We start from the raw sequence: 20,800 nt of genomic DNA, 5'->3' as shown, positions 1-20,800 counted from the left end.
ATTCGGTAACGGAGGCGGTATCTCCCGTGCTCGGATCGCGCGCCAATCTCCGCGATCTTGGAATCAAGGCGATATGAGATAGACGCGAAAGCCGGCTGCCCTTCCAGTTCGTTGGGCAACGGACAAGCTGCGAAAGGTGACGGAAAGGCACGGCGATGCAGCAATTCATACGAAGTAAGGGCCTGTACGACAGCTCACTGGCTTTGCTGCGATTTCGCGCCGACCAGGGCCAGGTCAATCAGTTCTACTGGACCGGCGCTGCCGCCGGTGAGCTCCTCGGATACACGCTCAAGTCACACCCCGATGCGACTGACCCGATGATTGCTCTGAAAGCGCCCTCTAAGTTCGAGCGCCATTTCCAGGTCACTCGGCAGAGAACTTCTCCCACCATGCACGTCGACGCCCTTTCGGCTTCTGTGACGTGAGGTGCCAGAAATTGCGACAGGTTTCGCACGGGTACGGGGCGACCGGCAGCTTCCCGGTCGTGGTGCCGTTCCGGCGGATCGCTTTCATCGCGGTGATCGCGTCACCGATCGACGTGTAGCGGCGTTTCGTGCAGGTGCGCTCAGGCATGCGTGTGCAGCCCCTCTCATTTCCGGGGTTGGGCCTGCACTGCGAACCGGCCCTCCTTGATCGGGACCGGCGGCCTGACTACGTGGCGCTTCGTTGCGTAACGGTCGAGTTGAGATTAGCAGCAACCAGGCATCCGGCCGGTGGCGGCAGAAAACCGGGAATCGTGACGATGGGCCGGGTTTTCAGGTGGATCAGATCAGTACTCGGTGGCGTACTTCGAGCATGCGACGTGCATGCCGGCGACGGCCGTCTACCGGGCACGGAGTCACTGCTGAGTTCCGGCGCAGCGAGAGCATACGCGTGGAGTTCGTGGCCGTGGATCGAATGCACCCGCGAGCCCCTGCTACGGAAGCTACGCGTTAATGCCGGCCCAGACGATGAACGCGAACACCCCGACCACCAGCGCGGACCCGGACAGGGCCACACCCCAGATCGCCAACGTCTTCCCGGTGCGGGCCGGGTCGACTCCGTTCGGGGCGGCGTTCGCTTTCGACAGGGCCACCAGGCCGAGGACCAGGCCGACCGCGCCGAGGACCAGCCCGAAGAACGGGATTCCCCACCCGAGCGCTATCCCGATAGCGCCGAGCAGAGTCGCTGACAACGCCAACCCCTGCGGCGGCTTCCAGACGGACGCAGCCGGGTACGGCTGGAACTGCTGGGTCGCTGCGAACTGGGCGGGGTACGCAGAAGCCTGCACCGGGTACTGCTGCTGCGGCGTGTACACAGGGGCGTGCTGGACCGGGGCGGCCGGAGCGACATACGCCGGCGGGGCTGCCTGAGCGGCCGGTTGAACCGACTGGGTCCACTGGATGCCGTCCCACCAACGGAGGTTCAAGCTGTTCTCCGGGTCCTGGTACCAACCTGCAACTGGCATGACTGCCGCCTTTCACGTTCGCGGAAAACAGTACCGGCGAGCGCCCACGGTGCGCACCGCCCAGTCGTGGGGTCAGGCTGAGGTGACGGTGCCGCCGCCCGCTTCGACGATCTCGGCGAGGACCGACACGAAGTCGAAGTCCTGCAGGTCGATGCGGTACCGGTAGCGTCCGCCTCCGTCGACGAGGACCTCAGCGACAGGGTCTGTCGCGTTCGAGCAGTAGCAGCCGGGATCCCGTCCGCCGCAGCAGGCGTAGCCTGCCTCGAAGTTCATGGTGACGGTCACGTCAGCAGGATCGACGGTGTCGCCGTAGCGGTTCAGCTTGTCAGCGCCCCACTGCTTCAGCGCGGCTTCGTAGGACATGGCCATGGTCGTCTCCAACGGTCAGGTGGTGTTTTGTCGCCACCTTCATGCGCGGACCGGGCGAAAATGGGTTCAGGTCAGTTTCGGAGTGCAGCGTCGAGCACAGCCTGCAGCGCGTGCATGACGACGCCGCCGATGACTGCGTCATCCCGGCTTCCATCCAGATCGGGACGTCATCGCCGCGGGCCTGACAGATCGCATACCGGCCGCCGTCAACGGCGACCGCCACTAACGTCTTCGACTCCGCACCGAGCGGATGGTCGGCCACAGAATGGTTCGCGCAGAACGCCTCAGCCTCTTCCCGCTCCTCCTCAGTCGCACCGTCGAGGACCGACGCCCACGACTCCGTGAACAGTGCGATCACGACCACCTCCTGGCCGTCCGGGAACTCCGCCGGCAACGACCGGGCATCCGGGGTCGTCAAGATGTGGGCGACGAACCCGAGCACGTCCGGGACGCGCCCCGTCTCCCACATGGCCGGGAGGAACTGCTTCAGGAACCCGACGACGGGGACGAGGAGGGAGCCGAGGAGGATGGCGATGAGCACCGGGATGACGATCTCCGACAGCTTCGCGAGGCCCCACATTGCTGCGGCGGCCGCGGCGACGATCACGAGGATCCGCCACGCCCAGGACGCCACGGCCTGGACCGGTGTGGGGACGGGGTGCGGGGTGCTCATGCCTCATGGGCATGTGGCGGACGGTCTCAGCTCTGCCGATCATGAATGACGGCTGAGCCCGCGGGTTCTCCTCTGCGTCGGCTCAGCGGCGAACGGTCCCGTGCCGCTCCACCCACATCCGGCACAGTTGCCCATAGTTCTCGATGATGTAGATGCTGGGGGCGGAACGGTCCATGGTGGCTTTCATCGCGGCTGACCATAGTTGTTTCTGGACGGACGGTGGCGGCGGATCACCGACGCCGCGAACGGCATCCTCTGTGATTCGCTGGCGTTCGGCGCGGTTCATCAGCTTGATCACCGCGTACAGGGCGATGCCAGCGATGGTGAGACCCCACCCCCACGCCCACATGACCGGACCTCCGCCGAAAGCGGCGATCAGCAGCAAGACGACGCCGGCGGCTTGCAATAGGAGCACGAGAAGTCCGAAAATCGACCTCCCGACCCCTCCTGTGCGGGCCGGTTCGGGTTGGGGGCTCTGATACGTCATGGCGGGGTGTCCTTCCCTCGCCTGAAAGGTACCGAACCTGGAGGCGCCAGCGCTTGTCCCTTTCCGGGGGCATCGTGTGGTGGAAGCAGACCGTGCCGCCTTCCTGGAAACGCATCAATGCTTCGAGGCAGCAGAGAGGGCCACCAGTCGCGACAAGGCCCGGCGGATGAGTGTCGCCGAGCTGGAAGCCTTCAAGGTCGACTAGGCCAGGACCGATGAATACGGCTCGAGCAATCGGCGCACGCCCACCGGCAGTTGGCATGTGAGCCACGGCAAATGAGCTCGACGATCGTCGGGAACATCCTGGAGCGTTGCTGCATCAGAACGCTGTGGGAAATATCGAACTAGAGTCCAGCCGTTTGATTGGCAGTGAGAGCATCACGAACTGCAGCGCGAGCGCGATGCAGTCTGGATTTCACTGTCTGCACTGGCACGCCTTGGGCTTCGGCGATCTCCTCGTAGGAGAGGCCTCCATACTCCCGGAGCACGAGGGCTACCCGGAAATCCATTTTCACCTCAGCCAGGGCTGCTTGCAGGTCAATTCCCTTGTCGACTGTGTCTTCGAATCCAGGGTCAGGGTGCACGTCATAGACCTCAGCGACGGGGATGTCCCTGCGCTGACGGACGATGCCGAGAGCGGCGTTCGCCGCGATGCGGTAGATCCAGGTGGAGAAGGCGGAGTCACCTCTGAATCTGGTAAGCCCACCCCAGATGTTGATCATCGCGTTCTGGACCGCGTCTTCTGCGTCGGCGCGGTTCCTAGTGACCCGAACGCATATGCCCCACAGCCTGTCGCGGTGCGGTCTGAGGAGTTCGTCGAATGCTCTCTTGTCGCCCGTGCGCGCCCGATCGAGCAATGGCGCTTCGGATGCATCGTCGATCATCGAAGGCACTCCTCGCTTCGGGCAGCTATGGAGCAACGAACCGTTCGGGCCGGTTTCAGGGCAAAGGGTAGCGCACTCTTGAGTGCTGAGGGAATAGCAGCCGTCGAAGGACGTGAACGTGGCTGAGCTCGACGACCTCGATGACTTCGTGCTCGGCCTGCCGCCGCGGATGCCGGATGCGGTGTGGAAGGCGGCGCTTGATGCGGCTTTCAGGCTGTCCGGCTCGGATGACCTCGACGACAGCGCCGAGGCCAGCGACCCCGTCTTCGTGAAAGACGACGACGACGACCAAGAAGCGGCCGACCAATCTGGCTTCGACAGCCCGTCTGACATCGATGACGGTGTCGCAGATAACCACGCTTGGGGAGACACAGATGACTGACCTCGCCGGCGCCCGCCAACGCCCCCTCGCTGCCGCGAAAGAATCGGTGACAGGCCTGCTTCTCACAGAAGCAGGCACGGTCCTGGACCCGCGGGGGTACGGGCTGGAGCTGGATGAGATCCGGTGGAAGCGGAAGCAGCTCACGGAGTCTCCTGCGCGCGTGGTGGTGGTCGGTGAGCTCAGCGCCGGGAAGAGCAGCATCGTGAACGCGCTCCTCGGCGAACCTGGCTTCGCTCCCGTCGGAGCGAAGGAAACCACCCGGGTGTCGTTGCGATTCATGCCACCTTCAGAGGAACTCCCGGCTGGCGTTGTTCGGCTGGACCTGGACGGTGAGTACCGGGATGTCCCACGTGACGAGCTCGCGGACTGGGTAACCATGTCCGGCGCCCACGCCGGAACCGTCGAAGCCGAAGCTGTCCTCGGTGTCGACATTGGGCAGCAGAGCGCCGAACTGCCCGGCACCACCATCATCGACACCCCAGGTTCCGGAGGCCTGAGTCGCTCCCATGCGAAACGGGCGTTGACGAGCGCGGCCGGCGCCGGAGTTCTGCTGATCGTGACGGAATCCGACGGCCGGCTGACGAAGAAGACGTTGGAGTTTCTGCGCCAAGCAGCGGAGTACGCCGGCTGGGTCATCGTGGCGATGAACAAGATCGACCAGAACCCGGAGTGGCAACAGATCCTTGACGAAGACACCGTCATCATGCGCGACCAGCAGTTCCCACCAGCTGCTTTCGTCGGCATCTCCGCACTGTGGGCGGGGAAGGCTTTGACGGCCGAGCAGGACCGTGATGGGCTCCGCCGGATCAGCCGGATCGACAGTCTCGTCGCTGCACTGAACGAACCGCTGGGCCACGCTGTCCGCATCCCTGATGTGAGCGCGCTCAAGCAACTGCACCGGCTCATCGAGGTTGCCGCCGCAGATCTTGCAGTGGGGCTCGTGATGATCGCCGAGCCGGAGGAAGCCAGTCGACAGCTCGCTGCCCGCCAGGCTGAGCTGAATGAGTTCCGTGAGGGGCAGCGTCACTGGCGGAACCGGATCGGGAAAGGTGTTCACGCACTGAAGACCGACGCCACGAACCAAACCAGGAAGATGATCCAGGACTTCGAGAAGGAGTGGCACGAGAAAGCGAGTTCAACTTTCGGGAAGTCGAAAGCTCAGGCTAGCGACCTTCAGCTGGAGATGACGAACGACGTCAAGGACATGGAGTTGTCCATCGCTGACGTCATGACGGTGGGGATCAAACGGGTCATCGACGAGTTGTTCACCAGCGCCCACCTGCCCGTACCCGAGCATCTGAGTGTCGTTGATTTCGAGGCGATCGAGAAGCCGAACTTGCGCACCGTGTTCGAAAGCGGCGGGAAAATGGGTCTGATGGCCGGCGGGTTGTCTATGGGCGTGATGATGGCCCGCCCCGGGATGATCCTGGGGTCATTCCTCGGCCCGTTCGCGCTGCCGGTCATCGCTGTCGGCGTCGCTGGCGGGTTCATGCTGTCCGCGCGGATGAAAAACAGCAGGGAGTTGCAGCAAAGGATCACCGATCACACGAAGGTGATCCGTGAGGAGCTGGCGGACGCGATCGGTCAGGCTACCTCCCATCTGAGTCTTGTGGTGTCCGAAGCATTCGAAGACGCCGTCCGGGACGCGCAAGCTGACATCGACGCGAAGATCAAGGACGCCAGACAGGCTCTCACCGAGTCGGCGAAGGACCGATCGAAGCGTCGCATCGAGCACGAGACCTCGATGAAGGCGTACCTGGAGCTGAACGGTAAGGCGCTGGCGGAACTGAACCGGCTCCGCGGGAACCTCAGGCCTCTGTCGGGCCTCTAAGTAGCAACCCCACGAAAGGCGGAGGTCATGTCCACCGACGACATTCAGGTGCCCGAAGTCCCTGACGACTTCAACAACAGCCAGGACCCGTTCCCGCATGGGCAGCCGGGATTCCCTGAGAACGGTCAGGACCCGTTCCCGACCGGGCAGCCCGGGTTCCCCGGCGAGGGCGAACCGGTAGACCCGAACACGGAGTACGGAACCTACGAGGACTACTGCAACCCGGAGATCTGCGCGGTCGTCGAGACCGCCACAAGCTACGAAGCCCTAGACACGAACTCCGACGGCATCGTCGACGGGTACGCGATCGACACCAACGGCGACGGCATCCAAGACCTCGGCGTGTTCAAGACACCCGACGGGTACTGGATAACGGCCGACACCGACGCTGACGGGTACTCGGACAGCGACTCCTTCCTCACGGAGCCGCAGATGCAGTTCACGATGCCGGAGATGTACCAGGCGCTGCAGCCGGTCGACACGGGAGAGGAAGCTCCAGTCGAGCAGGTAGCTCCAGACCCTGTCGCCCCGACGGAGGTTGAGGTGGCCCCTGACTGGGGAAACGCCCCCGCCCCTGTAGTTGACGAGAACGGACAGCTCGGCGGCGACCCGGAGGACTGGGCTGCAGTGTGGTTCCAGCAGGCGTACCCGAACTCCTGCGTCCCGTCGTCGATCGCGCAGATATTCGACCTGTACACCGGGAACACCGTCAACGAGGAATGGTTCTACCGCCGCGCGGAAGAGCTCGGGATGTGGTCCCCGATCGGGAACACCGGCCTGTTCGGGTTGGACCCGTTCGACGCGCAGACGTTGCTCGCAGAGAACGGGATCCCCGCAACGGTCTCCACTCTCGCGTCGTCGGGAATGGACGGACCGACCTACTGGGCGAACCTCGACGCGGAGATCGAATCCGGCACCGGTGTGATGGTGATGGTCGACTCCCGCGAATCTGTCGGGCAAAACCCTGACGGCGACACAGCCTCCGCCACCGACCATGCAGTGCTCGTCACCGACATCGACGAGGACCGCGGAATCGTCACCCTCAACGACCCGGGGCGTGCCGAAGGCTCCCAGATGGAGATCTCGATCGCCGACTTCCAAGGCGCATGGGAGGATTCCGGATACGCGATGCTGATGTGTGACCAGTCGGCGTCGGAGTTCCAGGCCACCCAAGGCGCCGGAGCGGGATCAATTGCGACGGAGGGCGACCTCGGTCTGGGAATTGAAACTGCTCAGGCTGACGGTACCGCTGAACAGCCGGCCGACGTGAGCTTCGCAGCTCAGCCTGCTGAGCCGGCGCCGGTCAACCTGACCGAACTGCTCGGCCAGCGGGCCGAGTACGCCGGTATCGACCAGATCCAGCCGTCTATCGGCGAGCAGATCGCGAACGACATCAGCCGCCACGGATGGATCCTGCTGCCGGTCGCTTTCGCGGTCGGTGCGGCCGGCACCCGCCTGATGGCCAAGAAGGCACCTGGTGCGTGATGCTGCTCGTCGACGACTGCCCACTCACCGGGGAGGCAACCTGCCCTCCCGGTGAGTCGTTCGGGTCCGACCAGTGCGCGCCAGTCTCGGTCACCGACTGCCCCACAGCACCACCGACGGAGACATCGGGTACGGACGGCATCTGGGGCACGGTGGGTTCTGCCGCACCGTGGGTCTTGGTCGGACTGCTGCTCCTGGCTCTGATTGGTGTGGTGGTGTGGTTGCTGGTCGAGATGTCACGCAGACGGAGAGCGGATGCCAAGGCGGCCGCCGCGTTCCGGGATGCGGAGGGGTGGAAAGCCTCAGCGCAGTCCGCAAGCCAGAACCGCCCTGCAGCTTCACCGGTCCAGGATGACTTGCTCGAGCAGCTGGTGACCCTGGCTGACTTCCCTCAATCCGCCGGCGCGGGCGCGCAGTTGGAGCAGGTGATCGCCGCGGCAGGGCTCGTCCCTCTGACGGCGAACCCGGGCGACCGGTTCGACGACACCGTTCACCGGGCCAGGACGAAACGCCCCACCCCAGACCCGGCCTATGACCGCACCATCGCCGAGGTCATCCGACCCGGATACCGCACTGCCAACCGGATCGTCCGCCCCGCAGACGTCTCCGTGTGGATACACGGATAAGGAGCACCAGTGTGAACGCAGTACGGGCTTGGTCACTGTCGATTGACTTCGGCACCTCAAACACTGCCGCGGCATACTACCGAGGGGGCGACACGGGGCCGCGCGTGGTTCGGCTCGGCACCCACACCGACACGATCCCCTCTGCAGTCATCATCGACACGTCGGGGGTCATTGTCGGAGATTCCGCGAGCAACCAGATGGGCATTTACCCGGGTGAGTTCCGGGAGCATCCCAAGTTGGAGCTCGGCAACGAGTTCATCCCCGTGGGTTCGTCGCAATATTCGACCACGGATGTGATCGCTGCGATCCTCAGACATGTCCGCGACCGCGCTGTCCAGGCGAACGAGAGCACGTTGCCGGCAGAGGTGATCCTCACTCACCCGGCCGACTGGGGAGACACCCGGAAAGATGCACTCAGGGAAGCAGCGGTGAAGGCTGGGTTCCCAGCCGAGACGGTACGTCTGATCGAGGAGCCGGTCGCTGCCGCTCACTACTACGGCGCGATGGCCGGCGCCCCAGAGATCGGTGAACGGATCGCCGTGTTCGACTTCGGCGGCGGCACCCTCGACGTCGCACTCATCGAACGGACAGCTTCTGGTTACGAGACGGTCGATTCAGACGGAGCTCAGGATCTCGGCGGCAAGGACTTCGACGAGCTGCTCTACGAATGGGTGCTCACCCAAATGTCGGAACACACCGGCGCTGACATGGGTGCTCGGCTCGACGCCCCGCAGAACCTCGGCATGAAGCTCACCCTCCGCGACTCCGTCAGGAAGGCGAAGGAGAGCCTGACGACAAACGAGACGGTGAAAATCCCGGTCGCGGTCCCTGGATTCAACGACGCCCTCATCATCACCGGGCCCCAGTACCGGGAGATGATCCAGCCTCTCGTCGACCGTGGAGTGAAGCTCACGCAGGACCTGTTGGCACACCACGGCGGCCACGCAGACCGGATCTACCTCACCGGCGGCGCGTCCCAAACACCGACCATCCGAACCTCCCTCGAGGCCGCCCTGAAGCAGAGCCCGCTGACCCGCGACGACCTGAAGCTCGTCGTCGTAGAGGGAGCCCTGTGGGTGCCGAAGCCGCAACCGCAGCCGCATGTCGAAACCGAAGAGGAACGGGCTGCGCGAGAGGCGACAGAGGCCAGAGCCGCCCAGGAAGCCGCTGCGACCGAGGCAGCCGCCGCAGCCGCCGCAGCCGCTGCGGCCGAGGCCGAACGCTCCCGGACGGAGACATCGCCGGCGGATGGGGAACAGCACCAGACGGAAGAGGAAGAAACCGAAGCTTGGCGTGCCGCAGCGGAACAGAACCAGAAGGACGCCGTAGCAAAGAAGCGGAGGCGGAAGATCATCGGGTGGACTGCCGCCGCAGCTTCCGTCCTGGTGATCGGCACGGTCGGCATCGCGATCGCCATCATCCCACCACCACCACCTCCACCGCCGCCGGGTCCGGATGACTGTTCCAGCAGCGAGGTGTGGGACGCGGACCTGGAAGCGTGCGTTGCGGCTGAGGACCCACCGGGCCCGGAAGACTGCCTCAGCTCCGAAGAATGGGACTCGGATCTCGAAACCTGCGTAGCCAAGGAGGTCGACCCAGTCGACCCCGTCGACTGCTGGGACGGGTCGACAGCGGACACAGGCTCTGACTGCCCAGCCCTGGCGGGGCGAGCCGGTTTGGACAAAATGTTCACCGCCGACGGAGCGAGCTGTGTCGTGGTTGACCTCTCCCAAGCGACAGGAGGCCTCGCATCGGCTGAGGAGGCGATGCAATGCACGTGGACAGACCTCCCGAACACCACAGTCAGCATCTCTCGATATGACCAAGGGGCAGCGACATTCTGGAGCGGCTACCTCGAAGGCACCCCTGAGATGAGCACCGCATCACTCCTGGATGCCGAAGGCGCGTCTGTCGGCACGAAGTTCGATGTCGCCGGGTATGACGAATCCGGAAACAACACCTTCATCACATCAATCTGGGCGTACGAGGACGTCCCTTTCTCGGCAGACATCTTCACCAGCGTCGCTCAGGGCGGAACTTTGGATGAGAACACGCAAGCTCAGGCGCGAGTCTTCTACTGGGATGCCGCCACCGTCGACGCGATTGTCGCCGGGTCACCGTGACGGCACAGCACGACCCTCTCACCGAAGCGATCCTCGCCGTCTGCGACCGCTACGACGACGTGGGAGGGCCAGAGGTGGCGCCAGCCACCTCGTACGCCCGTGCCCGACTCACCGAACCGTTGCGGGTGGCGGTGGTCGGCCGGGTGAAGGCGGGCAAGTCCACGTTGGTGAACGCGATCATCGGGAGGAAAGTCGCTGCGACCGCCGATGTGGAATGCACGAAGGTGGTGACCCAGTATCGGTTCGGAGCTGATGAAGGTGCCACACTCCACCTGTCCGGCGGCCGGCCCCACATCCGTGTTCCGCTGCAGGACGGGATGCTTCCGGACCGGTTGCCTGTCCCTGTTGACCAGATCTCCTACGCGGTGGTGAAGTTGAGCTCAGAGCCGCTACGCAATCTGACGTTGATCGACACCCCGGGGCTGGAGACGACGTCGGCCGAGCTGGAAGTGGTGTCGCGGCAGAGCATCCTAGGCGTCGGCGGTGTTCGACAAGCGGACGCGATCATCTACTTGTTCCGCGGGAAAGAGCTGGCCGACGACGTCGACTTCCTCCGCGAGTTCAGGAACGTGGCCGGGGACGTGTCCTCGAGTGGGGCGATCGGTGTCCTGTCCCATGCCGACAGGTACGGATCCGGGCCATGGGGCGATGATGACTCGTTGGTGGAGGCAACTGACCGTGCGGCTGAGATGCAGCTGGAGCATGCATCGGATCTCGCCGCGGTGATCCCCGTCGCTGGAAGGCTCGCCGAGACGGCGGTCACTGGGGTGTTCACTGAAAGCCACGCCCGCACATTGGCTCGCCTGCGAGGGCTGTCTGAGTTCCAACTTCAGGCGAGAGAGAACCTGGACGGAGTGACGATCGCTGACGTTCGTCAGTTGTCGATGCTCGTCGGGGAATACGGGCTCAGGTACGGACGGGAGATCGCCGGCGGCGGTGCGTCACCGGTGATCGATTGGATGTGGGAGAAGTCCGGGGTGGATCAGCTGCACACCTTGATGCGCCGTCACTACGTCAACCGCATCCCCCAGCTGAAGGCGAAGCAGGCAATGGAACAACTGGAACGGGCCGCACACAATTTCAGCCAGCGGATGCCGCTCCGGCGGATGCTTTCCGACGCCAGATTGGCGCCGGCTCTGCACCCATTGGAGGAAGTCCGTGCATGGGAACTCCTATCCGCCCGCCCGGACGAACACGAACTCCTCGGATTGGTGAATCGGCTGCTCCGCGGAAACACCGACCAGGAGCGAGTCGGGTTGCCGCCCGCCGCCGACGCCGCCGCTGTTCGCACGGCCGCACTGTCGGCGGGCGATGTGGTGAAGCAGCACCTGTTGGCGGGTGACCCGTCCGTGACGAAGTCCGCAGCGATTCTTACTCGGTCGTTCGCCGCGATCAATCACCGCAACAGCAGTTGAACTACAGCCAGCCTTCCCGGATCTGGTCCATCTGGGCTTGGTAGTTCTCGATCATCTTTCGGGAGTCCGCGGTGATGTCGGGGTTCTCCAGCAACGCGATCAGCGGGTCCGGGTTCGTGGGAGCGCTGACAACGGTGGCGTCCATGATCGCCTCACGCGGGTCGGTGGGCCCCGGCTCCATGTACGTCTCGAAGACCCCATCGCCGCGATCTCGGAGGATGGTGTCTTCAACACCGTCCTTGTCGGTGTCCTTCCGGATCTCGTCGATGGATCCGTCGCGGTTGGTGTCGACTTCGGACTGGTCGATTCCGCCGTCGCTGTCAGTGTCGGTGCCGCGGGTGTCGATGACGTGGTCGTTGTCGCTGTCGAGGAGGACGAGGTCGTCGACGCCGTCGCCGGTAGTGTCGAAGGTGGCGTAGTTGCCGACGCCGTCACCGTCTGTGTCCGTCCATCCGCTCATGGGGAGCTCCTCTCGGGTTACAGGTTCGATGGTGGTCCTACGCAAGAAGTTCCCGCAATGGGTGAAGGAACATCCGCGCGACCTGCCGCATCGAACGTGCATGAAGAAGCTGCAACGGTTGGCGGTCACCGCATCAGTGTTCGCCGGTGTGATTCTCGTCGGGACAGGATGTGCTTCGGTCGACCCGGACGGCCCTCCGCGCGCAGGATCCTGCATCGATGAATCGGTGATGGATGCCATCCCGTTCGTCGACTGCGGCGAAAGCTCCGCCACCCGGATCCTGGTGTACGAGATCGGGGAAGGCGAAGCCTGCGACGCTGACCTCGAGGTGTACAGCTATCAGCACATGACGATCGCCGGTGGTGACGGTCCGGTCACGCTGTGGTGTTCCGGTGTGCCGGGTGAGTTGACGGATGAGCAGAAGGCTCTGATCGGCTCCTGACTGGGAACATCTGCGGCGGCCTGACCATCGAACTGTCATGGCCCTGATGTTCGAACGGTTTGGTGACCCAGCGACAGCCTGGGTGGTCGGTTCTGCCCCGTCCGGTTGGCAGATGTCGGAGACGGTCCGGTTCTCCTCACCACAGGATGATTCGGTCATGACGTTGGAGCGGACGGTGACGAACGATGCGATCGACTCGCTGTTCTTTGCTCAGACGCAGCTTGGGTTCATCGAGGGGATGAACCCGGATTGGCGGATGTTCGCGGGGCTGACGACGGTGCATGTGGGTGGCGCGGAAGCTGACGGGTATGTCGGGGCGTTCCGGGCTACGGACCCGTACGTTCACGTGGTGGTGAAGCTGTGGGCTTCGTTCGGTCAGGTGAAACTTGTCGGGAGTGTGTTCACATCTGAGCAGGCTTGGCGGGAGTCCGGGCAGGAGATGGTTTCAGCGTTCCGTGGGTTGGTCGTTCTCCGCTGAGACCGGCCAGTGGGTGAGTGCGGGGCGCCACGCCCTCGAGGATTCCACTGCCCGCCAGTACGCCCAGTCGATCATCCATTTCAGTGTGGCTTTGGAGTCCCTGCCGGCTCGGGTGGCGAGACGGTACGCGACCCACCAGAAGACGCTGGCGACTATGAGCAGGAACAGGCCGACAGCGCCGAGCGCTCCCCCGCCGACGCGTCCGGGTTCGAACGCCATCGTCAGCAGCATGCTTCCCAGTAGCGCGGGGATGAGGGCGGCCACAACGACGACCACCGCAGAGAATGTGAACGTGGACGCTTTGGATGTGCCGCCCGTGCCGTCGGCAAGTTTCCGGCGGGCGTGCTCCACCTGGATGGCGGCGTCTACCGCTGCGCGGAGTCCGTCGTCGTCACCCCACCGGTGAACGTCGCGCCATTCAGCGCCGACCCGGTCGCCGGCGGTGAGTGCCGCGTCCCACATGAGGTAGTCGTCGGCGGAGATCGGGTACGGGATGGCGAACGCAGCTTCTGTGCCGTCCAGGGGAACGGACGCTTGGATGACCGCCTCAGACAGCTGAGCGGTTGCGGCCCTGTTCACTTTCTCACGGAACAGCCTCGCCTTGCATGACTCGTTCCACAGCCGCACGTATGTCCGTTCCCCTTCCTCGAATACATCGGCGAGGATCGATTCGTAGTCGACATCGTCATCTTCGACGTAGCTCCCATCTGGCGTTGCGATCTCCCAGATGGAGTCCCAGAAGTCCTGCACTGTCACCGCGAGGGTGTCGAGGATCATCTGCGAGGTCACCTCGGCCGGAAGGTTCGCTTGGAGGAGTGGTTGCCCGTTGAGGGTGTGGAAGATGTACACGGTACGGTCGGCGACAGCAGCGAGGATGGTCGGGGTGATGTGGAAGCTGAACCCGGCCAGGCTGTCCATGCCGTCGCCGCGTAGGTCTTGGACGTCGTGCCAGAACTCAGCTGCACGGTCTCGGGCGTCTGATAGTTGGTGGGGATCATCGAATGATGTCCCGGAGCCACCGGGGGTCACGTATCCCGCGAATGTCTCCTCTGGGGCCCGTGGAATGGTCGGTTTTGTGAAGGTTCGGCTGAAGAAGCTGAATGAGGTGTCGGTCTCCTCGAGCAAGCGTTTGTGGGTTCGTTCACTCTCCGGGAAGACCTCGCGTAGCGCTTCGGCGAAGATGGATTCCGCCTGTGGGTCGTCTACCCCGTCAGCTTGCTGAAGCGTGGAAACCTGGTGCCAGATCTCGAACCAGAACTCCTCGATGCCCGCGGCGATCGCCTCGACGATGACCTGGGTGCCGGCGCCATCTGGCAGGTCAACGTGGGCGATGGGCTGGTCGTCGGCTTCGATGTACATGCCTCGGTGGACCACGGCGACCCAGATGACCGGGGTCAGATTGAACCGGAACCCGGCGAGACCGTCGATGCCCTCGCCCCAGACGCTCTCCACGTGGGGCCAGAACTCCGCTACTTTGTCGCGGGCTGCGGCGAGATGGTCGACCATTCGATGCCCTCCTGTCACTCCTCGACCGGGTGGCACCCCTCGACACCCATGGTGCGTCCGTCGTTGAACGCGTCGATCCGGTCGAGCGGGTCGCCGTGGTCGTCGCTGTCGGTCCATTCGGTTTCGTCGGCGAGGAACGTGAGCGCGTTGGTGATCTCGGCGGTGTCTCCGGTTTCGAACGCCCAAGTTCCGTCGTCGGCGGCGCCGTACAGCGCTGCTGCGGCGAAGCAGTCTGCTTGGAGCTCTTCGGAGTTCCACAGCCCTTCTTCGGAGATCTGCTCTTGGATGGCGTGGCCCCATTCGTGGGCGATCACCAGATAGACGACGGAGTCGCCACCTTCGGTGTACAGGTAGTCCATCAGGTCCTGGTCCCACAGGATCGTGTTGTCGGGGACGCAGTAGAAGGCGTTCCCGGGCTCCAGTTGTTCGCCGCCGCAGGTGGGCAGGTCGGATTCGATGTACGGGATGAAGTCCGACGGTGGTGTGTAGGGGTCTCCGCCTTCGTAGAAGTCGGCGAAGTGGTCCGACCAGAATGTGTCGACGACGTCGATGGCGTTTTCGATCTCCCCGTCGATCTCGTCGTAGTTCAGTGGGTCGCCGGAGCGGTCACTGTCGGAGATTGGTCCTGAGTTGCCGCCGGAATAGAGACCGCCGAGCAAGCCGGTGCATCCGGTCAAGGTGAGCAGTACCGTCATCGCGGCGGCCGCAGCCATCAGTTTGCGGGGCATCGGGCCCTCCGTTCGGTACACACCTTCGATGCACGGTACCGGGTTGGTGTTCCCAGCCGGCAGCCCGAATCCGAGGGACAGCCGGCGGCGATCTTGGGTCGATTTCGTGTTCGTCCGCACATGTTGGTGGCAGAAGAAGACACCTACCTCAGGAGAAGACCATGACGACTATCGCCCCGACTATCGCCGGATTCAAGGAGCTCCTGCACCACCTTCGGGGTGGCGACCTCCCGAATCGACTCTCTCTGGTCGACTCCGCCGAGCCCGGCGGTTACTTACAGGGTCTGCTTGTGGGTTCGGTCCAATGGCAGGGAGACGGCGACAACTGACACTTCCCAGGTGCCGCCGGGGTTCGTTTCCGAGAATCGGATGGCGCGTCTACGTGACCCGTCCAGGTCATGGTCGAGTTCAGCTACCCGGAGGGTGGCGCCGGGGCCGAGCGGGTGGGTTCCGGGCCCGTCTCAGTCGGCGGAGTCCAGGTTGGACCGGCCTTTCTGCTTCGTCCGCAGCCACGACCCGACCTGGTCTTCGGCGACTGCGACCGCGTCGGCGGTGTCGTCGAGACGGAAGTTGGCACGGTACCCAGTTGTCACGGTGTGGAGCTCATTCGTCGGTGGCGGCTTGAGGGCTGCTCGGATGGTACTGCCGACCCCCGACGCTGCAGGGGAACGGCCCCAGAACCGGGGTCTGCCCGTGTCGTGCGGCCCGGTGGTAGAACAGGAGCATTCCCTTGACCACCCGACCCTGAGGGAGCTGCGATGTCCGACGCCGCACATCCGCCCATCACCCGTGGGGTGAACCCAGCCCCGGACACCGGATGGTCGTGGTACCTCACCGACTACGAGATCGCGTACATCCACCAGTTCAACGTCCGCCCGGTCCGTGAAGGCTGGACCGGAAGCCCGGAAGAGATCGCCCGCCTCGACCAGGAAGCTGACGGCGTCAGGGTCCGCGGGTACCAGCCGGCACCGGAGCCGCGGCTTGCGACAGCACCGCCGCCCGTGATGGAGCAGGAGCCCGACCCGCAGCCGTCGGCACCCTCTGCGCCCCGTCGGTACCGTCGGTGGCTGTGGGTGCTGATCGCTGCCGTGATGGTAGCTGGCGGTGCGGTCGCCGCGACGATCGGGATCATGAACTTGAATGCAGTCGCAACGTTGAATGAGCAGACCGCTGAGATCGAGGCGAACCTGTGAACGAGGCGAAGCCGAAAGGCACGATCGGCGGCGGCGTCATGCTGGCGTTGCTGCTCAGCTCCGTCCTCATCCTCGGAGCCGGGGTTATGGTCTACGGCTGGTCGGCTGTGCAGCTGTCATCAGCCACGGAACTACACCAGTCCGCGGAGCAGAAACAGGACGCACAGGCTGCTGCGAAGAAGAAGCAGAACGAACGCGACCTGAAGATCGCCCGGGAGAAGGAAGCGGAACGGGTGGCGGCCGCGGCGGCGGAAGCTCAAGCACGCGAGGTACAGGCCGAACAGGCACGCAAGGACAAGGCGGCCACCGATCAGGGGTACTACGTGATCCCGGGTGACGTGTCCCTCTACTACAAAGCACATGAGGGCGATTACTCCTGCACCTCCGAGGGTCGCTGTGCTGTGTTCACCGTCATGACGGCTGACCCCTGCCCGGCTGGGATCTCCGTCACAGTGTCCGCTTTGGATGGAGAGGTATCTGTAGGTGCGGTGTACGGCACGACCGCTGGCCTGCCCGCGAACGGGGTGGCGCGGCTGGAGCTGGCAATGCCTGGCGGCGACAAGTTCCAAGTCACCGAAGCCCACTGCATGGACTGAAGCTGCCAGCCGCCCTCTGTGCTCGCGCATAGAGTCTGTATGGACAACCTCACCACTTCCCCTGAGATCAACGCTCATGACGCCCGTTTCCAGAAGATGGCGGACGAGCTTGCTTGGTTCGTGAACGACCGCGGCCGCATGCCAATGTGTTTGCAGAACGACGCCGATGAGCGCCGTCTGGGGATCTGGCCGAGATGCTCATCGCATTGTCCCAACCCTTGTGTGAATGCGTTCGCGGACCGAAACAATCCGCTGAGTGTTGTCACCCAGATTGGGAACTGCCATACCCGTCCAGTCGTCGGTAGTGTCGGGCGACCCGAAAGGACCCGACCTCATGGACAACGACTCCGTCAAGGACGACGCCCAAACACCAGCAGCCTCACCGGTGGCGCCGCCGCCCGCAGCAGCTGCAGCGCCGAAGGTTCCGCGGGCATCCAAACCGCGCGTGCCGGGTACGAAGGCCAAGCCGAAGCCGGCCGCGAAGCCGAGGAAGAAGCTGTCGAAAACCGCCATCGCGTTGATCGCCGTCTCCGGCGTCGCCGTGCTCGGGTGGGCGTCCTTCGCTGTCGCTGTCAACGTCGCCGCGAACACGAACGATGAGCTCGTCCACCTCCAGGCGGACAACACGAAGATGTCCGGGGAGAAGGACGACCTGATCGGCGACCTGACCGAGATGACAGCGTCACGAGACCAGTACATGAACGCGTCCGACGCCGTCGCCAAACGAGAAGACGCAGTGAAGGTCAAGGAGACGGCGCTGCAGACCCGGGAGGACGCCGTGAAAGGCCGCGAGGATGCAGTCACAGGGGCGGAAGCCCGTGCGGCGCAGACCACGTTGAAGGACGGGTACTCCTACATCGTCGGTGTGTCCATGGAGCCCGGCGTCTACGAGGCCACGTCAGCGAGCGGCACCTGCTACTGGGAGATCAACACCTCCGGCACGAACGGGTCCGACATCGTCGACAACGACCTCGGCGCGCAAGGGCTGATCCGAGTCACCGTCAGCGGCGGACAGGACTTCAACTCCTCCCGCTGCGGCGATTGGAAGAAGGTCGGCTAGACCAGCTACCAGAGGTTCGCTTCGGTGCGGCTGATGTCGAACCCGTGCCCGGATGAGGCCCGATCACAGGTCATGCCGTCCTCGCGGGACACGCACACCACTCCCCCGAACGTAATCGACTTCCCGTAGTCCAGAACGGCGACGGTGTCGTCGTACGTGCCGCGGAACGGTTCGTCAGTCCGGCAACCGAACTTCACCGGGTCGTCACCGACACCTTCGACGCTGCCGACCATGTGGCAGTGCTCGCTCGGCCGTGGCCCCGGATCGAACGTGAAATCCTTCGCTTTGCAACCCCAGAACGGCAGCGACCAGTCGCTTTTGAAGATGGTACAGGCGATGCTCCGTGACGGGCTGACGAAGTCGACGCTGATGCCTCCAGTGTCCGACACGGGCATGAACACGCCAGGGTTCACCGGGACGATGACCTCAGCAGCCGGCGGTTCGGTCACCACCTGTTCCGGGGTCTCAGTGGCGACGGGTGGCAGCGTCTCGGTCGGCGCCGGCTCGATGGTCGAGGTCGGTTCGATGGTCGCCGGCAGGTCGATCCCCGCGGAGCGGGTCGGAGCGGAAGAGGCGCCGGCGCATCCGGTCAGGATGACGGCAAGCGCCCCAACCGTGGCCAAGGAGACGAGCGTGCGGCGCAAGATGATTCCTTCCGGTCTGCGGTGACGCAGATGGGACATGTGGCAGAGCCTCCGCGATCCTCTCAGCTGATCCGTTCGACGTGCGCGAAGACGGCGGGCCAATCGTTGTGGTCGAAGTTTCGCTCAGCGGCTCAGCGGCTCGGCGGCTCAGTGGAGATCGGGTCTGTCCAGTCGGACGCGGTGGCCGTCCCTCCGTTGTCAGTCACGGCATCCGCGTCGGGAACGGTCCTAGTGACGACGCCCGGTCAGCGACGCCGTCACCCTTGCGCAGGCCGCGCCGACCTCGTAGGGGGAGGATCTTGTCGAGGGTCGGCCGCGTCGAGAGCCTGGTCGATTCGGAGCACAGCGCGGCTGGTGCCTGCAAAGCGACAGCCCTCGCATGCACCGGGCGAAGGACAGCGGTGCGTCGACGCAACTGTCGTAGTCGAGGTAGCGGCTGGGTCTCCCAATATCTCAAATGGGGTGTGGGGGGGTGACTGGAGGATATATGACCCACAGAGAACGGGGCTCCCCCAGGGAGGGACGACCCGTTCGGATCCGGTCAGGCTGGGCTGTAGGGCGCCCAGCCGGTCAGGTTAGACAGCCTTGAAGAAGTACGGTTCGTCACCGAACAGCGGCGAGATCGCCCACGTACCCTTCTCCGCATCCGCTGAGGGGATCAGGATCAGCACTGTTGCATCCGTTGACGCGCCGGTGAACATCTCCGTGGTGCTGTCCAGGTCACCTTCGATGTACCCGCTGGCGAGCTCGTTGTACGTCTCGTACGTTTTCCCGTCAGCGCCGACGAACTTCACCTGGATGTCGTAACCGGGGGTGGAGGACCCCTCGCCGATGTAGGTGAGGTGCAGCGGCAGCGTCGCCCACTGGTACCCGTCCGGGGCGGGGTCGTTGAACTGGTTCGTCGAAGCGACAGCCTCACCAGCGTTCAGGTTCGAAGCGCCCGGGGTGATCTCCCATGTGCTCGCGCCGTTCTCCGTCATCGTGATCGTTGTCCCCAGCGCAGCCGGGTTGTCGCGGGTGCCGACCTCCGGAACAGCAGGCTCCTCAGGCTCAGCAGGCTCCTCGGCCGCGTCAGACTCAGCCGGAGCTTCCGTGGCGGTGTCCACCTTCGGGAGACTGTCATCGACCGCCTTCACGAACACCGCGGCGTACACAACGATCATGATGACCGCCAGGACCGCAGCGACACCAGACAGGATCGTGCCGACCAACGCCAGCGTCTTCACCTTGTTCTTCTGCGCCAGACCGATGGCACCGAGGACGACACCGACAAGCGCCACGACGATCGCGAAGAAGTTCACCCCGGGGATGAACGCGAACAGGAACGCGACAGCACCCAGGATGACCGACGCCAGACCGAGCCCGTTCTTCTTCGAAGGGGCGACAGGGGCGTTCGGGTCGGCCAGAGTGGGAGCGGCCGTGTACGGGGCTGCACCAAGTGCGCCGGGGTACACAGGCTGGGCATCCGGGGCGGGCGGGACAGCCGCGGCGGTGACTGTGGTGTCAGGGGTCGGCGGCGCCGGAGGTGCAGTCGGGTCGGAGCCGGAGGGCTGTGCCGGCTGCTCGGGTTCGTTGGGCGGGAATGCGTTGGACATGCCGTCTAGGGTGACATGCAACCTCTGACATTGGAGCAACTATGAGCTCCCTGGCCCCGTACTGGGGTAGCGCGCAATGTACTCAAATCGAACTGCTGGGTCCCCAGTTGTCGGCAGTCCGTCTCGAGCCACTCGGGAACTGTTGCAGGCTGTGCCGGTGCCGGTGCCGGTGCCGGTGCCCCAAACCGTATTGCGGTTCAGACTGGTGTGTCTATCATCAGCTTGCGTGGCAGCCGCCGCCGAGCTACTCCCCCTGGGCCGTCCAGACGTCTTCGCCGGAGGTGGCGATGCCGTCGCGGATGAGGCGGTGTCATCCAGCTGAGCTGACGGACGTGGGTCCGGGCACGGCGGTGACGGGGATGTTGAGTTCGTCGGC

At 64.3% G+C, this 20,800-nt stretch carries 23 protein-coding genes; 11 read left to right on the top strand and 12 right to left on the bottom strand.

The genetic code is table 11. The features are described 5' to 3' along the window. Positions 1-363: 363 nt before the first annotated feature. The 6 genes from AADV74_RS02945 to AADV74_RS02920 form a co-directional block, all read right to left on the bottom strand. Positions 364-573, bottom strand: coding sequence for a hypothetical protein (locus AADV74_RS02945; RefSeq protein ID WP_342111654.1), 210 nt, complete (start codon positions 571-573; stop codon positions 364-366). Positions 574-925: 352 nt separating this feature from the next. Beyond that, positions 926-1,447, bottom strand: coding sequence for a DUF2510 domain-containing protein (locus tag AADV74_RS02940; protein WP_342111652.1), 522 nt, complete (start codon positions 1,445-1,447; stop codon positions 926-928). A 72-nt stretch (positions 1,448-1,519) separates the two neighbouring features. Further along, a complete protein-coding gene (locus tag AADV74_RS02935) occupies positions 1,520-1,816 on the bottom strand; it encodes a hypothetical protein (protein WP_342111650.1) in 297 nt (98 codons plus the stop codon). Continuing rightward, the gene (locus tag AADV74_RS02930; RefSeq protein ID WP_342111648.1) at positions 1,773-2,423 is read right to left on the bottom strand and encodes a hypothetical protein; all 651 of its coding nucleotides are present in this window, start codon (positions 2,421-2,423) and stop codon (positions 1,773-1,775) included. Before AADV74_RS02930 ends, AADV74_RS02935 begins: the two co-directional genes overlap by 44 nt. A gap of 148 nt (positions 2,424-2,571) precedes the next feature. Beyond that, positions 2,572-2,976: a hypothetical protein gene (locus AADV74_RS02925; protein WP_342111647.1), complete on the bottom strand. Its 405-nt coding sequence runs from the start codon at positions 2,974-2,976 to the stop codon at positions 2,572-2,574. 344 nt (positions 2,977-3,320) lie between these two features. After that, positions 3,321-3,860, bottom strand: a complete 540-nt coding sequence (locus AADV74_RS02920; protein WP_342111644.1) for an RNA polymerase sigma factor — start codon at positions 3,858-3,860, stop codon at positions 3,321-3,323. Positions 3,861-3,978: 118 nt separating this feature from the next. On the opposite strand from AADV74_RS02920, the gene AADV74_RS02915 reads away from it, so the two are divergent. From AADV74_RS02915 to AADV74_RS02890, 6 genes are read left to right on the top strand one after another with little or no spacing between them, the layout of a single operon-like run. Continuing rightward, entirely contained in the window at positions 3,979-4,242 is a 264-nt protein-coding gene (locus AADV74_RS02915; protein ID WP_342111642.1) for a hypothetical protein, read from the top strand. Further along, on the top strand, positions 4,235-6,073 hold the full coding sequence (locus tag AADV74_RS02910) for a dynamin family protein (protein ID WP_342111639.1): 1,839 nt from the start codon (positions 4,235-4,237) through the stop codon (positions 6,071-6,073). The genes AADV74_RS02915 and AADV74_RS02910 overlap by 8 nt, the downstream gene beginning before the upstream one ends. 27 nt (positions 6,074-6,100) lie before the next feature. Next, the gene (locus AADV74_RS02905; RefSeq protein WP_342111637.1) at positions 6,101-7,558 is read left to right on the top strand and encodes a hypothetical protein; all 1,458 of its coding nucleotides are present in this window, start codon (positions 6,101-6,103) and stop codon (positions 7,556-7,558) included. After that, positions 7,558-8,184, top strand: coding sequence for a nucleotide exchange factor GrpE (locus AADV74_RS02900; RefSeq protein WP_342113087.1), 627 nt, complete (start codon positions 7,558-7,560; stop codon positions 8,182-8,184). The genes AADV74_RS02905 and AADV74_RS02900 overlap by 1 nt, the downstream gene beginning before the upstream one ends. A gap of 11 nt (positions 8,185-8,195) precedes the next feature. Further along, positions 8,196-10,307 (top strand): Hsp70 family protein, encoded by a 2,112-nt coding sequence (locus tag AADV74_RS02895; RefSeq protein ID WP_342111635.1) that lies wholly within the window; start codon positions 8,196-8,198, stop codon positions 10,305-10,307. Continuing rightward, on the top strand, positions 10,304-11,722 hold the full coding sequence (locus AADV74_RS02890) for a dynamin family protein (protein ID WP_342111633.1): 1,419 nt from the start codon (positions 10,304-10,306) through the stop codon (positions 11,720-11,722). Before AADV74_RS02895 ends, AADV74_RS02890 begins: the two co-directional genes overlap by 4 nt. A gap of 1 nt (position 11,723) precedes the next feature. Here the strand turns inward: AADV74_RS02890 and AADV74_RS02885 are convergent, their stop codons facing one another. Beyond that, positions 11,724-12,182 carry a hypothetical protein gene (locus AADV74_RS02885; protein ID WP_342111631.1) on the bottom strand — a complete coding sequence of 153 codons (459 nt, stop codon included), beginning with the start codon at positions 12,180-12,182 and terminating at the stop codon, positions 11,724-11,726. A gap of 100 nt (positions 12,183-12,282) precedes the next feature. Between AADV74_RS02885 and AADV74_RS02880 the strand changes: the two genes are divergently transcribed. Together AADV74_RS02880 and AADV74_RS02875 are read left to right on the top strand one after the other, a co-directional pair. Then, on the top strand, positions 12,283-12,624 hold the full coding sequence (locus tag AADV74_RS02880; protein ID WP_342111629.1) for a hypothetical protein: 342 nt from the start codon (positions 12,283-12,285) through the stop codon (positions 12,622-12,624). Between the two features lie 37 nt (positions 12,625-12,661). Continuing rightward, positions 12,662-13,102, top strand: coding sequence for a hypothetical protein (locus AADV74_RS02875; RefSeq protein WP_342111627.1), 441 nt, complete (start codon positions 12,662-12,664; stop codon positions 13,100-13,102). Here the strand turns inward: AADV74_RS02875 and AADV74_RS02870 are convergent. The 3 genes from AADV74_RS02870 to AADV74_RS02860 form a co-directional block, all read right to left on the bottom strand. Then, positions 13,070-14,608: a hypothetical protein gene (locus AADV74_RS02870; RefSeq protein ID WP_342111625.1), complete on the bottom strand. Its 1,539-nt coding sequence runs from the start codon at positions 14,606-14,608 to the stop codon at positions 13,070-13,072. The two genes, AADV74_RS02875 and AADV74_RS02870, sit on opposite strands and share 33 nt — an antisense overlap. Positions 14,609-14,622: 14 nt before the next feature. Next, complete coding sequence (locus tag AADV74_RS02865) at positions 14,623-15,321, bottom strand: neutral zinc metallopeptidase (RefSeq protein WP_342111623.1); 699 nt, start codon at positions 15,319-15,321, stop codon at positions 14,623-14,625. 476 nt (positions 15,322-15,797) lie between these two features. Then, positions 15,798-15,929, bottom strand: coding sequence for a hypothetical protein (locus AADV74_RS02860; protein ID WP_342111621.1), 132 nt, complete (start codon positions 15,927-15,929; stop codon positions 15,798-15,800). A gap of 165 nt (positions 15,930-16,094) precedes the next feature. Between AADV74_RS02860 and AADV74_RS02855 the strand changes: the two genes are divergently transcribed. The 3 genes from AADV74_RS02855 (at position 16,095) to AADV74_RS02845 (ending at position 18,185) form a co-directional block, all read left to right on the top strand. Next, positions 16,095-16,529, top strand: a complete 435-nt coding sequence (locus AADV74_RS02855) for a hypothetical protein (RefSeq protein ID WP_342111619.1) — start codon at positions 16,095-16,097, stop codon at positions 16,527-16,529. Next, a complete protein-coding gene (locus AADV74_RS02850) occupies positions 16,526-17,125 on the top strand; it encodes a hypothetical protein (protein ID WP_342111616.1) in 600 nt (199 codons plus the stop codon). Before AADV74_RS02855 ends, AADV74_RS02850 begins: the two co-directional genes overlap by 4 nt. A 334-nt stretch (positions 17,126-17,459) precedes the next feature. Then, positions 17,460-18,185 (top strand): Rv1352/Rv1906c domain-containing protein, encoded by a 726-nt coding sequence (locus AADV74_RS02845; RefSeq protein ID WP_342111612.1) that lies wholly within the window; start codon positions 17,460-17,462, stop codon positions 18,183-18,185. Positions 18,186-18,190: 5 nt separating this feature from the next. Here the strand turns inward: AADV74_RS02845 and AADV74_RS02840 are convergent, their stop codons facing one another. Beyond that, a complete protein-coding gene (locus AADV74_RS02840) occupies positions 18,191-18,829 on the bottom strand; it encodes a DUF6636 domain-containing protein (RefSeq protein WP_342111610.1) in 639 nt (212 codons plus the stop codon). Between the two features lie 575 nt (positions 18,830-19,404). Beyond that, on the bottom strand, positions 19,405-20,424 hold the full coding sequence (locus AADV74_RS02835) for a DUF4190 domain-containing protein (protein ID WP_342111609.1): 1,020 nt from the start codon (positions 20,422-20,424) through the stop codon (positions 19,405-19,407). Positions 20,425-20,800 lie beyond the last annotated feature (376 nt).

It is taken from the genome of Leifsonia stereocauli, from assembly GCF_038432415.1.
In the GTDB taxonomy this organism is placed as follows: domain Bacteria; phylum Actinomycetota; class Actinomycetes; order Actinomycetales; family Microbacteriaceae; genus Orlajensenia; species Orlajensenia stereocauli.
The sequence above is the reverse complement of the archived record's forward strand: the minus strand, read 5'-3'. Positions and strand labels throughout refer to the sequence as shown.

Excerpts from the sequence above, each read along its gene's own strand:
- AADV74_RS02945 (WP_342111654.1), bottom strand. The coding sequence starts at position 573 with ATGCCTGAGCGCACCTGCACGAAACGCCGCTACACGTCGATCGGTGAC.
- AADV74_RS02940 (WP_342111652.1), bottom strand. The coding sequence starts at position 1,447 with ATGCCAGTTGCAGGTTGGTACCAGGACCCGGAGAACAGCTTGAACCTC.
- AADV74_RS02935 (WP_342111650.1), bottom strand. The coding sequence starts at position 1,816 with ATGGCCATGTCCTACGAAGCCGCGCTGAAGCAGTGGGGCGCTGACAAG.
- AADV74_RS02925 (WP_342111647.1), bottom strand. The coding sequence starts at position 2,976 with ATGACGTATCAGAGCCCCCAACCCGAACCGGCCCGCACAGGAGGGGTC.
- AADV74_RS02920 (WP_342111644.1), bottom strand. The coding sequence starts at position 3,860 with ATGATCGACGATGCATCCGAAGCGCCATTGCTCGATCGGGCGCGCACG.
- AADV74_RS02910 (WP_342111639.1), top strand. The coding sequence starts at position 4,235 with ATGACTGACCTCGCCGGCGCCCGCCAACGCCCCCTCGCTGCCGCGAAA.
- AADV74_RS02905 (WP_342111637.1), top strand. The coding sequence starts at position 6,101 with ATGTCCACCGACGACATTCAGGTGCCCGAAGTCCCTGACGACTTCAAC.
- AADV74_RS02900 (WP_342113087.1), top strand. The coding sequence starts at position 7,558 with ATGCTGCTCGTCGACGACTGCCCACTCACCGGGGAGGCAACCTGCCCT.
- AADV74_RS02885 (WP_342111631.1), bottom strand. The coding sequence starts at position 12,182 with ATGAGCGGATGGACGGACACAGACGGTGACGGCGTCGGCAACTACGCC.
- AADV74_RS02880 (WP_342111629.1), top strand. The coding sequence starts at position 12,283 with ATGAAGAAGCTGCAACGGTTGGCGGTCACCGCATCAGTGTTCGCCGGT.
- AADV74_RS02875 (WP_342111627.1), top strand. The coding sequence starts at position 12,662 with ATGGCCCTGATGTTCGAACGGTTTGGTGACCCAGCGACAGCCTGGGTG.
- AADV74_RS02870 (WP_342111625.1), bottom strand. The coding sequence starts at position 14,608 with ATGGTCGACCATCTCGCCGCAGCCCGCGACAAAGTAGCGGAGTTCTGG.
- AADV74_RS02865 (WP_342111623.1), bottom strand. The coding sequence starts at position 15,321 with ATGGCTGCGGCCGCCGCGATGACGGTACTGCTCACCTTGACCGGATGC.
- AADV74_RS02855 (WP_342111619.1), top strand. The coding sequence starts at position 16,095 with ATGTCCGACGCCGCACATCCGCCCATCACCCGTGGGGTGAACCCAGCC.
- AADV74_RS02845 (WP_342111612.1), top strand. The coding sequence starts at position 17,460 with ATGGACAACGACTCCGTCAAGGACGACGCCCAAACACCAGCAGCCTCA.
- AADV74_RS02835 (WP_342111609.1), bottom strand. The coding sequence starts at position 20,424 with ATGTCCAACGCATTCCCGCCCAACGAACCCGAGCAGCCGGCACAGCCC.